The following is a 13,719-nucleotide window of genomic DNA, read 5'->3' on the forward strand; positions in this document are numbered from 1 at the left end:
TCGGGCGGTGCCGGCAAGTCGGCACCGCCCGATCCGTCTAGTCGCCCGTGCGCTGATCGAATAGCGTCCACCGCCCGCCCTTGGCCTCAAGCACGTAGATGGGCTTGATCGCATCGCCATTCTCACGGAACGTGATCTTGCCCCCGAGCGCCGGATAATCCCTCATTTTCCGCAATTCGTCCTTCATGGCAGCGCGCTCGGCTGCGAGTTTTGAGTGCTCGCCGGTGACCCTCGCTCGCTTCATGGCCTCGGCATACATGTAGACGATGTCGTAGCTGGATATGTCGGTCTGGTTCGGCACAGTCCGGCCGATCTTGGCGGCCTCTGCTCTCACTGAAAACGATTTTGCAAAGGCACGGACGGCATCATTCAGGTCGCTGTAAAAGGGCGAGCCGATGATCGTCCCCTCGCCGGCATCCCCGAACCGGACTGGGAGGTCTGGATCTCCGACGGTCGTGCCTGCGAACAGGCGCGCGTTGACGCCCTGCCGCTTCATTTCTTTCGCGAGGTTGATCATGGCCTCCGGCGGCGCCCCGACGCCGACGATATCAGGTTTCAGCTGGGCCAGTTTCGACACCTGCGCCGACATGTCGAATGCCTTGTACGGAAAATCGACGAAGCCGCTCACGGGAACTTCGATCTTCAACAGGGCCTCCGGCAGCACCGCCGTACCGACCGCCTTGGATACGGCGTCGTCCGTCGCGTAGGCAATGGCGGCCGTCCTCATGCCCAGACCCTTTGCCCGCATCACCGAAAGAACAGTTTCGATGACCAGGCCTTCATCGACGGTGTTCCGGAAGGCAAATTTGAATGGGGCCGCCACTCCCGGCGCTGACGATGACATCGACATCTGGGCAATGCCGAGACGCTCCCCGGCAGAGAACGCCACTCGCGCCTCACTCGAAGAGAATGGGCCGACGACAGCGAGCGCTCCGGCGTCCCGCGCAAATTGTTCGACCGCCAGAACCGCCTGCTTCGGGTCCCCTGCCGTGTCGAACTTGACGACCTTGAGCGGAAGGCCATTCACGCCACCGGCGCGGTTAATCTCGTCAACCGCCAAGTCCACCGCAATCTCATTCGCATTCGCAACACTTACGAATGTGCCGGTCCGTGCCATTGACAAGCCGAGAACGAGATCGTCCTCATGCGCATAAGCGGCCGACGCAAACGCGGCGGCCATCAGCAGTCCGATCAAGCCAGTTTTGTAGTTCATCATCGCCTCCCTATCGACTTCCTCATGTGAGCAACCTCTGCCGCCTCATGCGCTGAACCACCGAGATAGGCTTCCTGCAGCCGAGAGCTTCCTGCGATCGAAGCAGCATTTCCTTGCATGACGACGCGCCCGAGCTCCAGAACCGTCGCCTGGTGTGCAATCTTCAAAGCATTTGCAGTGTTCTGCTCGACCAACAGCACGCTGAGCCCTTCGCGGTTGTATTCACGGATGAGGTCGAACAGTTTCGCGACAAACAGGGGTGACAGGCCCAGAGATGGTTCATCCATCATCAGAAGCCGCGGCTTCGCCAGCATGGCGCGGCCAAGCGCCAGCATCTGTTGCTCGCCGCCAGACAAGCAGGACGCGCTCTGGCCGCGACGCTGAGCGAGATTGGGGAACCGGTCGTAGATATTGTCGATCTCTTGCCGTATGGCAGATTTGTCCTGCCGCTTATGAGCACCGAGCAGCAGATTCTCCTCGATGGTCATCGACACCAGGATTCGACGGCCTTCCGGTACGAGGACAAGCCCGCTCTCGATGCGCCGATGAATCGGGTACCGAGTAACGTCGGTGTTCGCAAAAAGGACTGTTCCGCTCGTTGGCGAGACGGCCCCGAGGATGGAATGAAGGAGCGTGCTCTTGCCGGCTCCATTCGCACCGACAACCGTCACGATTTCCCCACGTGCCACCTGCAGGGAAACGTCCTTAAGTGCCTCGACCCGTCCATAGCGGGACGACAGATTCCGGATGTCGAGAATGCAGTCGCTCATGCTGCCTGCTCCGTTCCCAGATAGGCCTCACGAACTTGCTCATCCGTCCTGACTTGGTCGAATGACCCTTCGGCGATCTTGCTACCGAAGTTCAACACGACAATCTTATCGCACATCGACCGGATGAAATGCATGTCGTGCTCGATCACCAGGAGCGTCGTTCCCCGTTCCTTCAGGATTTGGAGGTGACCGTGCAGCTCGCGTGTCTCCGATGCATTCAACCCCGCCGCGGGCTCGTCCAGCATGAGAATTGATGGCGAGGATAATGTTGCGCGGATCAAGTCGACGCGCTTGCGAACCCCGTAGGGAAGCAAGCCGACAGGTTCGTCGGCATAGTCACGCAGACCAAATGCGGCAAGCTCATCCCTGGCCGCACGGACCCATTTGTGATCGCGAATGAGCCGAAATGGCCGGAGCACATCGAGCGACCACTTCAAGGTGACGTGCTGCCCGATCAGCAGATTATCGATCACCGACAGGCGCGGTATCAGGCGAATGTTCTGAAAGCTCCGCGCGATCCCACGCTTGATGCGATGCCGGGATGGGAGATCACCGATGTCTTCCCCATGAAATCGGATGCTTCCGGAGCTGACCTGGTACACCCCGCTGATGAGGTTGAACACGGTCGTCTTTCCAGCGCCGTTGGGACCTATCAGCGCGGTCGCGGTTCGCTCGGGCACATCAAACGACAAATCGCGCACGACTTCGAGACCGCCGAACGACTTCGATAGATTTTGGACGGAAAGGAATCCGGTCATGACGCAGTTGTTCCACCCTGTGCCGCAGTCTGCGCGCGACGGCGCGAAAGTCCGCGTGTGATCAGTCCCTGCGGACGCAGGGCCATGAAGATGATGATGAAGAGTGCAAAGATGGCGTATCGCCATTGAGAGCTTGATCTCAGCGCTTCAGGCAGAAGCGTGAAGATCGCCGCACCCACCAGCGGCCCCCAGACCGATTGCGTACCGCCTAACAGCACGTACAGGACGGTGTACGTGCTCAGCATCACGCCAAAATATTGGGCCTCGATATAGTTGAAATAGTGCGCATAAAGCGCGCCGCCTATCCCGGCGATTCCTGCCCCTACCGTCAGCGCGGCAATGCCGATGGCCTTGACGTTTAGTCCCAGCAGGTCGGCGACCAGAGGGTCGCTTTTAACGGCTGCAAAGTAGATCGTTACTCGCGTCGTCGACACCAGGCCGACGAGAAAAACAACGACAGCAGTTGCGGTGACAACGAGAGAGGCCTCGATGTGGACCGAGACCGGATAGCCCGCGGCGCCGCCAACCACTTCGAGGTTGAGGAAGATCGCGGAGATCACTTGGCCCAACGCGAAGGTCGCAAGTGACAAATAGATGCCCTGGGTCCTGAGTATTGGTGCGGCTATGGCGATCGCCAGGATCGCCGCGGCTCCCCCGCCGGCCCCGACAGCAGCCAGCACAGGCCAACCACATTCATTGGTCAAATAGGCTCCAGCATAGGCGCCAATCGCCATAAACCCGGCAATGCCGAGATTGAGCTGCCCGGCCGCCATCGGAAGATAGACCCCATACGCCGCGATGGTGTTGAGCGCGAGCAGCACGATCAAGCCAGTCTGATAACCTGACATCAGAGCTTCTCCCTCGCTGCGGCCGCCCCAAAGAGACCTTCAGGCCTTGCAATCAGCAGGGCGAGCAGCAGACCGTAGACGCTGATATTGACGAAGTCGGCGCCAAGGAACTGCGTTGACAGGATCTCGACCAAACCGATCAGAAGACCGCCGGCGACCGCGCCCCAAATATTGCCCATGCCCCCGATGATCATTGCGCTGATCCCCTTGAAGCCGATGCTCTCCCCCATTGTCGAGGAGACCTGGAGATAGCTGATGGCAAAGAGAATGCCGCCGATGCCGGTAAAGACCGCACCCAGCACGAACACCCTCGGGACAACGGAGCCGACATTCACGCCAAGAACCAAGGCAGTGCGCCGGCTCTCGGCGATCGCCCTCACCTGACGGCCAAGGTTTGTGAAGTGCAACGAGATGGACAGCACAACGACGAATGCGAAAGACAAAGCGAGGCTCAGCGCCTGGGCTCCGCCGACGATGATTGATCCGGCTCTGAAATTGAAGTCGGCAATGAGAGCAGGAAACGATTGTTGGTCCGATCCCAACCAGAGAACGACGAGGTTCTCAAGCAACACCAGGAAGCCGAGTGAGCTGACGAGCGGAACTTCCGGGTCACTGTCGCTGCTCGGTCGGTAGGTTAGCAGATAGACCGAAAGGCCGATGATCGCGCTCGCCACGAGCGCCAGGCCAAATGCGAGCAACCAATGCTGGCCGCTCTTCAGCGCCGCCCACGAGACCATTCCGGCAATCATGAAGATTCCCGGAATGGAAAAGTTGAGAAAGTTGAGAACACCGATTGCCAGCGTGAAAGCCACGGCAATCATGACATAAACGCCTCCAAGCATGAGGCCGTTCACGATCTGCTGGGCAATCATGACTCTCTCATCCCTTCGACCGACGTGAAATCAACAAGCCTTCGCAGCGCCATATCGAAATTTCCTTGAGGATCAGACATCGCTCACGCGATGCGCGGTTTGCGCGGACGTAACGCCGGTGTCAGCGGCATCGGGGCTAATGAGGGTGCCCTTCGGCAGAGCGAGCGCGTGCTCGGCAATCTTGCCTGACGTCGTGATCCAGATCCTGTCGCGGTGGGATGCGATATGGGCGAGCGCACGTCGCAGTTCCCTGGTCCGGTGCGGTTGCCCCATGACGAAGGTGTGGAGTGCGGCTGAGAAGACGAGCGGATACTTCTCGGAATCCTGCAATTGCTGCTCGAAGGCATCTATCAGCAGATCGGCAAACTCCGCGTCGCTGACCCTTCTGTTGAAGACAGCCGGCAGGTCGTTCAGCTCCATGGACGGGTACGGCACGCTGAGAATGGGACCAAGATCGGTCCTGAACAGCTGCGGTTGCTCATCGTAGAACCAGTCGAGCATGTAGCCGAAGCCCTGTTCGACCAGCAGTTCGGGCGTTTTCGTGCTTTGCGATATGAAGGGTCCGAGCCAACCTTGCGGAGCGATCCCCTCCTCTTTTTCGAAGCGCCGCCGAACTTCTTTCAGCATCTCGCGTTCCTCCTCTTCGCTCATGTCGATCTGCCGCTCCGAATTGGTGCGGCCGTGACCGACGAATTCATCGCCTCGCTGCCGGAATGCGGCCATGAGCGCGGGATAGGCGTCGTAGACGGCCGTATTGGCGAGCACGGACAGCGGAATGTCGAACTCTCGGAAGAGGTCGAGCAGGCGCCAGACGCCGACCCGGTTTCCGAAGTCTCGATAGGCATACCCCCGATGAAACGGAGCGGCCGGCATCGTCGTGAAGTCCGGCCCCGGATTCCGCCCGAACTCGAAAGCCTCGATGTTCAACGCAAAATAGACCGCAAGCCGTTTGCCATCGGGCCATTCGTAGGTCGGCCGCTGCGTAATGGGCACAAACGGATACCGGTTCATCTTGGTGTCAAACTTGGCCATGGGCCCTCCACGCTTCCTCTATTGACCGCCACGCTATCGGACGATATTTAGTTTTGCAAACTATTTTTCTGAGAAGGAGGTTTGACTGTGCGACCCTGGGATAGCGTCATCACCGGCGAGGATCAGCGTAGATACGATGCAGCTGGCTTTGGCCGTGCGGCAGGCATCGGGTGCAGACCTGCGCTCCTGATCATCGACGTGCAGTATCGAACGACCGGCTCTATTCCGATGCCGTTCTGGCAGGCAGTCGAAGAGTATCCCACGTCATGCGGCGACGTCGCATGGAAAGCTGTTGGGCATATCAGCAGAACGCTCGAACTATTCAGGAGGAAGCGCTGGCCTGTCCTTTTCCCACATGTCGCGCCGAAGGTTCGGCAAGATGGTGGCCGGCTCGCAGCAAAAGTCCCGGCGATCATGACGATCCCTCCGGTCGGATACCAATTTGTCAGGGAAGTTGCCCCGATCGACGGTGACATCCTGATCCCAAAGAAGCATCCCAGCGCATTCTTCGGCACCACGCTCGCAAGCCATCTCATAGACCTCAAGGTCGACAGCCTCGTCATGACGGGCTGCACGACATCGGGCTGTGTTCGTGCGAGCGTGGTCGACGCCTTCTCCTACAATTTCCACGTCGCGCTGCCCGAAGAGTGCGTCTACGACCGCAGCCCGGTCGCTCACGGCGTGAATTTGTTCGACATGGCGCAGAAATACGCCGACGTCCTTCCCACCGACGAATTGCTTCATACCCTTGCCAAATTGACGGAGCGCGATGATGTCCAATGATTTCGAATATGGATCCGGAGGGATCGTCGGTTTCGCACCGCCGCAGTCCAATCCGACCGTGGAGCCTGAAATGGCTACTCTCATGCCATCGGACGTGCTCACGCTGACGACCCGCCTCCGCGGCGACCCGAACGACGCCCGAAAGAGGTTCGCAGACTATTTGTTCAACTTGGGAGAGAGCCTGGAGGGGTTCGGCGCGATCAGGCTCGGAGCCTTCGGCTTCGCGTGCACGGCAACGACCTATCTGCTCGGCCAGGACGAAGTGAGCCGAAAGTTCGAGCAACTCTCGCGGCTTTACGGCTACCCGATCCTTTCCTCGGCCGAGGCCATCGAACTCGCCCTCACCGAGCTCGGAGCACAGCGCATCGCGCTTTTCGGCCCCTATCCTGCCTGGCTGCAGGCAGCCTCATTCTCCTACTGGTCGCAGGCGGGATTTGATCTGGCTGCGAAGGGCGGAATCGACCTGGGCAGCGGCTCGGGCTCCTCCAATACGCTCGACATCTACAAGCTTCGGGCCTCCCGGGTCGTTGAAGCAGTCCTCCGCCTGGATTGGCAATCGGCAGATGCGATCGTCCTGACCGGGACGGGTGCTCCGACCTTGCGGGCCATTCCGGACATCATGCGCGCCACGGGCAAGCCGGTCCTCTCCTCCAATCTTTGTCTGGGCTGGGCCGTCCTTAGGGCCATAGGCCACCGGGCCGCGCTCCCTGTTGAGGGGGATCAAAGCGTGCTAATCGACGGGTGGCCCGCGAGGGTGGCAAGGTAGCGATTCGTTTGCTGCGGGCATTTGAGGAACAGACGGAATGACAAAGTCCAAGGAGCGCGCAACGAAGGCCAAACCGGCTGCGATCCGGCCTCGCGTTCCTCAACTTCCGCCGACGATTTCTCGCGCCGCCCTGATGGTTGACGGGACCGACATGCTGGTGCGCATGATTACCCACCAGCATTTCGTGCTTTCGGGCTTGCTCGAGACCGTGCGCGGGGGATTTGCTTCCCTGATCGGGCTTTCGTCCTTTCAATATGTGCTCATGCAGGCGGTCGGGCGCCTTTCCGACAAGCAGCAATGGACTGTCCGGTCGATCGCGCGCGAGATGCACATGACCGACGCTTATGTGAGCGTCGAGATCGCCGACCTCGTCGAAAAGGGCTACCTTGCCAAGATCGTCAACCCCGACGACAGGCGCGTCAGTTTTCTCGAATTGACAGACAAGGGCGTCTCCTCGCTGACGGCAATCGCGCCCATACAGCAAATGGTCAATGACGCACTCTACGGCCATCTCGACAGCCACAGCGCCCTCACCTACTCCAATGAACTCAGTGTCTTGATCTCCCGTGCAGAGAGCGCGATTTCAGTCCTGAAAGATGTCGCCGCTGACCAGCGCGAGGCTGCGCTACGGCAGCCCCCCAAGCGTCGCAGGCGCACTGCACGATAGGCGTCAAGAGCCGGCTTGACACCAGTGCCCCTTCATTTTATTTAGTTTACTTAACTAATATTGGAGAAAACACAATGCTCAGAACTGGCGCCAACTATCTTCGATCCCTCAAGGACGGGCGCGAGATCTACCTTGGAGGTCACCTCGTCGATGACGTGACGACCCATCCCGCCTTTCGAAATTCGGCCCAGAGCTTCGCGCGCCTGTTCGATCTCAAATGCGATCCAGAACATGCTGGTCGGCTCTCCTTCCTCGAAGATGGACAGCGCCACAGCTTCTACTTCAAGCAGCCACGGTGCCGAGAAGATCTCGAGTTCCGCATGGCAGGGCACAAAGCCTGGGCCGACGCCAGCTATGGGCTGTTCGGCCGATCGCCGGACCACGTCGGATCGTTCATCACCGGCATGACCTGCCGCCCCGAAATATTCGACGTCCCGAACCATGGCTTCCGGCAACACCTCCTCGACTATTACACCTATATTCGTGACAACGATCTCTATGTCAGCTACGCGACCCACCCTCCGCAGGGAGCGCGCAATTATTCATCCGATGCCGCCTCGTCTTTCTTCAAGTCGCCGGCACTTCATGTTTCGGCCACGGACAATGAAGGGATCACTCTCCACGGAATGAAGACGCTGGCCACAGGCGGCGCCTTCTGTGACGAGATCTGGATCGGAAATCTGACACCGCTGGCTCCTGATCGAATCAAGGAAGCCGTCACCTGCGCTGTGCCTGCCAATACACCAGGATTGTCGCTTTGGTCGCGACGTTCGATGGAGCAGGCAGCTCCTAACGCCTTCGACTATCCCCTCTCCTCTCGCTTCGATGAGAGCGACTGCATGCTCGTCTGTGACAATGTGAAGGTGCCCTGGTCCCGCGTCTTCACGATTGGCAATGTCGATCTCAGCCGCGCGATCTACATGGAAACGGGTGGTCACTACTTCGGAAACCATCAGTCCAACGTCCGTTTCTGGGCCAAGCTGCAATTGATCGTTGGGCTTGCGAACAAGATCGCAAAATCCGCCGGCGTTCGGGGAATTCCGGCGGTTCAAGAGACGCTCGGACGGCTTGCCGCCATGGAGGCGACCATCGCCGGCCTTATCGCCGGTCAAATCGCCGATCATCAATCCGTCGGCGACGGCTACGTCGTCGTTAACCAGCGCTACATGTATGCTGCGCTCAGCTGGTGCCAGGACAATTACGGACTGATCTGCGCAACCGTCAGGGAGTTGATGGGCGGCGCGATCTTTCAGATGCCGGCCGACATCTCGATCGTTGAAAACGGCCAGATGAACGCTCTTTTCGAGACCTATTGGTCAACCGAGCACGAGAGCGCACTGGACCGGATGAAGCTCTACAAGCTGGCCTGGGATCTACTGGCCTCGGAATTTGGCGCCCGGCACGTCCAGTACGAGAACTTCTATGCAGGCCCCCCGTTCCTCGTTCGAGCCCATAGCATGAGGCTCGCACCCTGGTCCTCGCTCGATCAAACCGTCGACAAGCTGATGGCCAGCTACAGCCTCCCATCCGACGCCACGCCAGCTCGCGTCATCCCTTGGAAACGCGACGCGGTCACGCCTGCCAAATGACAGCAACGACCGCGCCCTTCCCGGTCTCGGAAGTCATCCGAGACCGCGAAGCTGGCAGGTCTATTGAATCCTTCTAGGTGATCTCGGAGCAAGGAGAGCCATGACCTTCGACAGTAGGCAATTCCGTGACGCGCTTGGCCAATTCCCAACCGGGGTCATCATCGTGACTGCGACGACCGACGAGGGCGAGCAAATGGGTATGACCATGAGCTCGTTCAACTCGGTGTCGCTAGATCCTCCGCTGGTCGTTTTCAGCATTCACCTTGGTGCCGCCAGCCTTGCAAAGTGGCGCTCGTGCCGCAGATACGCGATCAACGTGCTCAGTGAAAGCCAGGAAGAGCTCTCAAATCGGTTTGCCCGGGCCAAGAGCAGCAAATGGGATGGTGTCCGGTCGATCAAGGGTCATTTCGACACCCCGCTTCTTCCCGGTGTGCTGGTCGCTTTGGAATGCGAGCAGTACGCACGCCACGATGGGGGCGACCACGAGCTCTTCGTCTCACGGGTTCTTGCAATTCACAAAGCCCCGGATGGGCTCGGGCGACCTCTCGTTTTCGCAAAGGGACGCTATTGGCAGCTCCAACCGGAGGGGCCCAATTTGGGCTGCTGACCTTATGTGGCATGCCCTCGTCCTCGCCGCCGGCGGATATGGCACACTCGTGGTTCACGAACTTGGCCACCTCTACGCGGACCGCGCAGTTGGCCACAACGCCGTGACGGTAACCATTGGATTGGGGCAGACGATCGTCCGATTTGCCGACCCCTCGGGTACAGTCTGGGCATTCCAGCCTCTACCGGTTCGATCCGCCTGCGGATTTTTCGACGAGCCGGTTCCGCAGGTGCGCCGATCCCTCAAGGGCGCAAAACGGCCCAAGGCATTTCGGAGCCTGGGTCTGCGGGAACGCGCCATTATCCTGCTTGCCAGCCCGCTCGCGAATGCGACCCTGGCGTGCGTCCTGATCCTTGCGACCTACGACCAGGATCCCAACTTCACTTTTGCCCGCCTTGGAAAGACTGGCAGCGGCATCACCTTACTGATCGGCTTCCTCTCGGCCGCGCTCTTCAATCTCTTGCCGATTCCGCCTCTCGATGGCGGCCGCCTGGTCATGCTCGCGGTCGAGGCCTTAACCGGTAACGTCGTCGAGATTGAGCATGAGCCGCAATTGTTCAGGTGGGGAACGAGCATATTGTCGATCGTAGCCTTGTTCGGTGCTCTCCTCTTCTTCGCGCTGCCATCGCTCGTTATCGAGTGACGGGCGGCATCGACATGACTGACAGCGTCACCTTCACCTGTCTGCCCAGCTCGTCCAAGAGGGGATCCCCGTTCGCCTCACAAATATTTCGCGATCAGATTGAACTCCTTGAGAATCGCTTTGTTCTTTGCGCTCGCCGTGCCAACCGACCGTTCAAGGCTGTGACTGAGATGATCGTGAATGAGCATTTTCTTGGCACTTTCGATCGCTCCTTCAACAGCCCGCAGCTGCTGCGCGATTTGAGCGCAGGGACGCTCCTGTTCGATCATTTCGATGATTGTCTCGAGATGGCCGTTAGCTCGCTTAAGACGGCGCGCGATGGACTCGTGTACGTGATCTGGCATCGTTCCTCCTATCCTCCCCCGGAGGATCGTCGCTATCCTGGTGGGAGGATAGCAACATGTGCTTGACTCCGCCGAATTGCAAGACTATGCCGCTGACCAATGCCGGATGCATACCGCGCCTGGCAGATGACAAACAGACGAAGAGCCATGGGCAGTACTCGCTATTGCACACTCCTTCCGCAGGAAGCAGCTGTGCCGCAAATCATAGACAAACGCGACAACGACGCCGGCGTGAGATCTCGCGACCCCAGATAAGTGGTCGCATTCCGCTCACTGACCTGCCGCGTGTCGCGGAGGTGGAGGTGGGCGATGTTGAAGACATCAGCACGAAAATACTGGCTTGGATTCCGGCGGACGTCGCTGGAATCGCGATGTTCTATTGCCGCCAACGACAATTTCTCGCCAGCCGAGGCCAAGCGAACCACGCACCGCGGCTTGGCGCAGCGCGTGCGCATTGTCTGTCGCTGGTCGCAGACCGCCGATGGATTGACCTGTCGCTGGCAGGTCGACACCCCTGCAATGTCACAACGAGATAGTCGGACACCGGCGCGTCAAAACGCGGTGGACCGGCCCGATCGCGCTGGCTTGTGTGCCCAATGGTGATCGAGACCAGCGCAGTCCTTGCAAGACTACGCCGTGTGGCTGCAGTCGCTGTCTTACGACTAGCCCGCCACTCGCTGCGCTTGGTCATGACCCTTCATGGTCAGCAGCGGCTGTCCCGGCGGGGGCTCGCCGCGCTCCTGTCTGGGACACGATCGCTCGAGCGGGTCGGAATTTGGCTGGCATTGGGACGACGGCGAAAGCGCTGAACGCATTGGAATTGGATAAATCGAGAGTGTTCGTGATGAAATATGCGCTCTTCGTTGGAGGTCTTGCAACGAGCCTGGCCTCCGCCTGCGCTGCGGCAGGCGACCGGCCATCCCCGGGGTGGGATGATTTCCGATTGTACCAATGGACAGGCTTCTATGTCGGCGGTCACTTCGGCTATGGCGTCGCGAGCTTCGGCCCTGGCGCCAATCCCCTGCCCGAGCAGGGCGTCCTCCTGCCGCACAGCGCAACCGGGCTCAGCGGCGGCTATCAGCTCGGCTATAACAGGCAGCTCGCCAACCGCGTCGTGCTCGGTATTGAGGCTGATGCGACGTTCACAGCTCCGCTTGACGGTCTGGCACTCGCGCGTTCGCCGGTGCCCTTCAACACCACGATCGACTATGTCGGCACCGTGCGCGGTCGCGTCGGTTACGCCTTCGACCGGTTCATGCCTTACATCACCGGCGGCGTCGCCTGGGGACACACACACATCAACGTCAACGATGCCGACGGTGTCACGCCGCTATTCCCGGTTGGCCACTACCAGGCCGGATGGACCGCGGGCCTCGGTCTCGAATACGCCGTCAGCGGCAATTGGACCGCCAAGGCCGAATACGAATATGTCGACGTCTCCCGCAAGACATACGACCTCGCCGGCTTTGGCCTCGACAGCGTCGACGTCGATCCGCGCATTCATCTGTTCAAGCTCGGCCTGAACTATCAGTTCGGCGATACGCCCTGGATGCCGGTCGTCGGCAAGACCAAGCTGCCTGAAACCGACGATTGGAACGTCCACGCCCAGACCACCGTGCTGCCGCAAGGCTATGGGCCGATCCGTTCGCCTTATGCGAGCCCGCAGAGCCTCCCCGGTGGCGGCCAATTCCAGGCGACATGGACGACGACGGCGTTCCTGGGCGCAAAACTCTGGGACGGCGGCGAGTTCTATTTCAATCCCGAGCTCGCGCAGGGTTTTGGCCTCAACGGCACACTCGGCCTTGCCGGCTTCTCCAACGGCGAAGCGCAGAAGGCCGGCGCGCCGTTCCCAAAAATCCGTGCGCAGCGGTATTACCTCAAGCAGACCTTCGGCCTCGGCGGCGAGCAGGAAGCGGTCGAGGACGCGCCGAACCAGCTCGCGGGCAAGCGCGATATCGACCGGGTCACGCTGATCGTTGGCCGTTTCGCCGTCGGCGATTTCTTCGACGGCAACTCCTATGCAAAGGATCCGCGCGCCGATTTCATGAATTGGGCGATGTGGTCGTCTGGCGCCTACGACTTCCCCGCCGATCTGCCCGGCTATACCCGCGGCGCGGTGGTCGAGCTCAACCGCAAGGACTGGACGATCCGCGCCGGCCTGTTCCAGGTGCCGTCAGCGCCGAACAGCGACGTGCTGACCTTCAAGACCGGCGGCACGGTCGTCGAATTCGAGGAGCGTCATACGCTTCTCGAGCAATTCGGCAAATTGCGCGTCGGCGTCTTCGCCAATAGCGGCAACACCGCGAACTACAATGAAGTTGTTACACAGGCAGCGGCCAACCCAGCACTCGACATCAACGACATCACGACGGCAAACCAACGCACGCGCTCCAAATACGGCTTCTACGTCAATCTCGAGCAGCAGATCGCGGGCGACGTCGGCCTGTTCGCCCGCGCAAGCTGGAACGACGGCCAGAACCAGATCCTGTCCTTCACCGACATCGACCGCAGCCTGTCGGGTGGCCTGTCGATCAAGGGCAGCCGCTGGGGGCGTCCGGATGACACGGTCGGCGTCGGCGGTGCCATCAACGGCCTGTCGGCCGCGCATCGCGACTTCCTTGCCGCCGGCGGCGTCGGTCTCCTGATCGGCGACGGCCGTCTCAACTACAACAACGAGCGGATCCTCGAGGTCTACTACGCTTATTCGCTGATCAAGGGCGTGACAATGACCGCCGACTATCAGCTCGTCGTCAATCCCGCCTACAACGCCGATCGCGGCCCAGTCTCGATCTTCTCGGGGCGCTTTCACGCGGAATTCTAACTGAGA

The 13,719-nt window shown here is 60.0% G+C and carries 14 protein-coding genes; 7 read left to right on the forward strand and 7 right to left on the reverse strand.

The window, feature by feature from the left end; all coding sequences use genetic code 11:
• Nucleotides 1-37: 37 nt before the first annotated feature.
• From ACKWRH_RS27910 to ACKWRH_RS27935, 6 genes are all read right to left on the reverse strand, one after another.
• Nucleotides 38-1,213 carry an ABC transporter substrate-binding protein gene (locus ACKWRH_RS27910; RefSeq protein WP_445216123.1) on the reverse strand — a complete coding sequence of 392 codons (1,176 nt, stop codon included), beginning with the start codon at nucleotides 1,211-1,213 and terminating at the stop codon, nucleotides 38-40.
• Entirely contained in the window at nucleotides 1,213-1,983 is a 771-nt protein-coding gene (locus tag ACKWRH_RS27915; protein WP_445216124.1) for an ABC transporter ATP-binding protein, read from the reverse strand. Before ACKWRH_RS27915 ends, ACKWRH_RS27910 begins: the two co-directional genes overlap by 1 nt.
• Nucleotides 1,980-2,741, reverse strand: a complete 762-nt coding sequence (locus ACKWRH_RS27920) for an ABC transporter ATP-binding protein (protein ID WP_445216125.1) — start codon at nucleotides 2,739-2,741, stop codon at nucleotides 1,980-1,982. The genes ACKWRH_RS27915 and ACKWRH_RS27920 overlap by 4 nt, the downstream gene beginning before the upstream one ends.
• A complete protein-coding gene (locus ACKWRH_RS27925; protein ID WP_445216126.1) occupies nucleotides 2,738-3,589 on the reverse strand; it encodes a branched-chain amino acid ABC transporter permease in 852 nt (283 codons plus the stop codon). The genes ACKWRH_RS27920 and ACKWRH_RS27925 overlap by 4 nt, the downstream gene beginning before the upstream one ends.
• Nucleotides 3,589-4,461 carry a branched-chain amino acid ABC transporter permease gene (locus ACKWRH_RS27930; protein WP_445216127.1) on the reverse strand — a complete coding sequence of 291 codons (873 nt, stop codon included), beginning with the start codon at nucleotides 4,459-4,461 and terminating at the stop codon, nucleotides 3,589-3,591. Before ACKWRH_RS27930 ends, ACKWRH_RS27925 begins: the two co-directional genes overlap by 1 nt.
• A gap of 72 nt (nucleotides 4,462-4,533) precedes the next feature.
• Nucleotides 4,534-5,493 carry a polysaccharide deacetylase family protein gene (locus ACKWRH_RS27935; RefSeq protein WP_445216128.1) on the reverse strand — a complete coding sequence of 320 codons (960 nt, stop codon included), beginning with the start codon at nucleotides 5,491-5,493 and terminating at the stop codon, nucleotides 4,534-4,536.
• An 87-nt stretch (nucleotides 5,494-5,580) separates the two neighbouring features.
• Between ACKWRH_RS27935 and ACKWRH_RS27940 the strand changes: the two genes are divergently transcribed.
• The 6 genes from ACKWRH_RS27940 (at nucleotide 5,581) to ACKWRH_RS27965 (ending at nucleotide 10,548) form a co-directional block, all read left to right on the forward strand.
• Nucleotides 5,581-6,276 carry an isochorismatase family protein gene (locus tag ACKWRH_RS27940; RefSeq protein ID WP_445216129.1) on the forward strand — a complete coding sequence of 232 codons (696 nt, stop codon included), beginning with the start codon at nucleotides 5,581-5,583 and terminating at the stop codon, nucleotides 6,274-6,276.
• Nucleotides 6,266-7,042, forward strand: a complete 777-nt coding sequence (locus tag ACKWRH_RS27945; protein ID WP_445216130.1) for a maleate cis-trans isomerase family protein — start codon at nucleotides 6,266-6,268, stop codon at nucleotides 7,040-7,042. Before ACKWRH_RS27940 ends, ACKWRH_RS27945 begins: the two co-directional genes overlap by 11 nt.
• A gap of 151 nt (nucleotides 7,043-7,193) precedes the next feature.
• On the forward strand, nucleotides 7,194-7,709 hold the full coding sequence (locus tag ACKWRH_RS27950; RefSeq protein WP_445216131.1) for a MarR family winged helix-turn-helix transcriptional regulator: 516 nt from the start codon (nucleotides 7,194-7,196) through the stop codon (nucleotides 7,707-7,709).
• A gap of 74 nt (nucleotides 7,710-7,783) precedes the next feature.
• The gene (locus ACKWRH_RS27955; RefSeq protein WP_445216132.1) at nucleotides 7,784-9,298 is read left to right on the forward strand and encodes a 4-hydroxyphenylacetate 3-hydroxylase family protein; all 1,515 of its coding nucleotides are present in this window, start codon (nucleotides 7,784-7,786) and stop codon (nucleotides 9,296-9,298) included.
• Between the two features lie 100 nt (nucleotides 9,299-9,398).
• Nucleotides 9,399-9,905 carry a flavin reductase family protein gene (locus tag ACKWRH_RS27960; protein WP_445216133.1) on the forward strand — a complete coding sequence of 169 codons (507 nt, stop codon included), beginning with the start codon at nucleotides 9,399-9,401 and terminating at the stop codon, nucleotides 9,903-9,905.
• Nucleotides 9,906-9,954: 49 nt separating this feature from the next.
• Nucleotides 9,955-10,548, forward strand: a complete 594-nt coding sequence (locus tag ACKWRH_RS27965) for a site-2 protease family protein (RefSeq protein ID WP_445216134.1) — start codon at nucleotides 9,955-9,957, stop codon at nucleotides 10,546-10,548.
• Nucleotides 10,549-10,625: 77 nt separating this feature from the next.
• Here the strand turns inward: ACKWRH_RS27965 and ACKWRH_RS27970 are convergent, their stop codons facing one another.
• The gene (locus tag ACKWRH_RS27970; RefSeq protein WP_445216135.1) at nucleotides 10,626-10,892 is read right to left on the reverse strand and encodes a metal-sensing transcriptional repressor; all 267 of its coding nucleotides are present in this window, start codon (nucleotides 10,890-10,892) and stop codon (nucleotides 10,626-10,628) included.
• 844 nt (nucleotides 10,893-11,736) lie between these two features.
• Between ACKWRH_RS27970 and ACKWRH_RS27975 the strand changes: the two genes are divergently transcribed.
• The gene (locus ACKWRH_RS27975) at nucleotides 11,737-13,713 is read left to right on the forward strand and encodes a carbohydrate porin (RefSeq protein ID WP_445216136.1); all 1,977 of its coding nucleotides are present in this window, start codon (nucleotides 11,737-11,739) and stop codon (nucleotides 13,711-13,713) included.
• Nucleotides 13,714-13,719: the final 6 nt, after the last annotated feature.

It is taken from the genome of Bradyrhizobium sp. Pa8 (genome assembly GCF_052588265.1).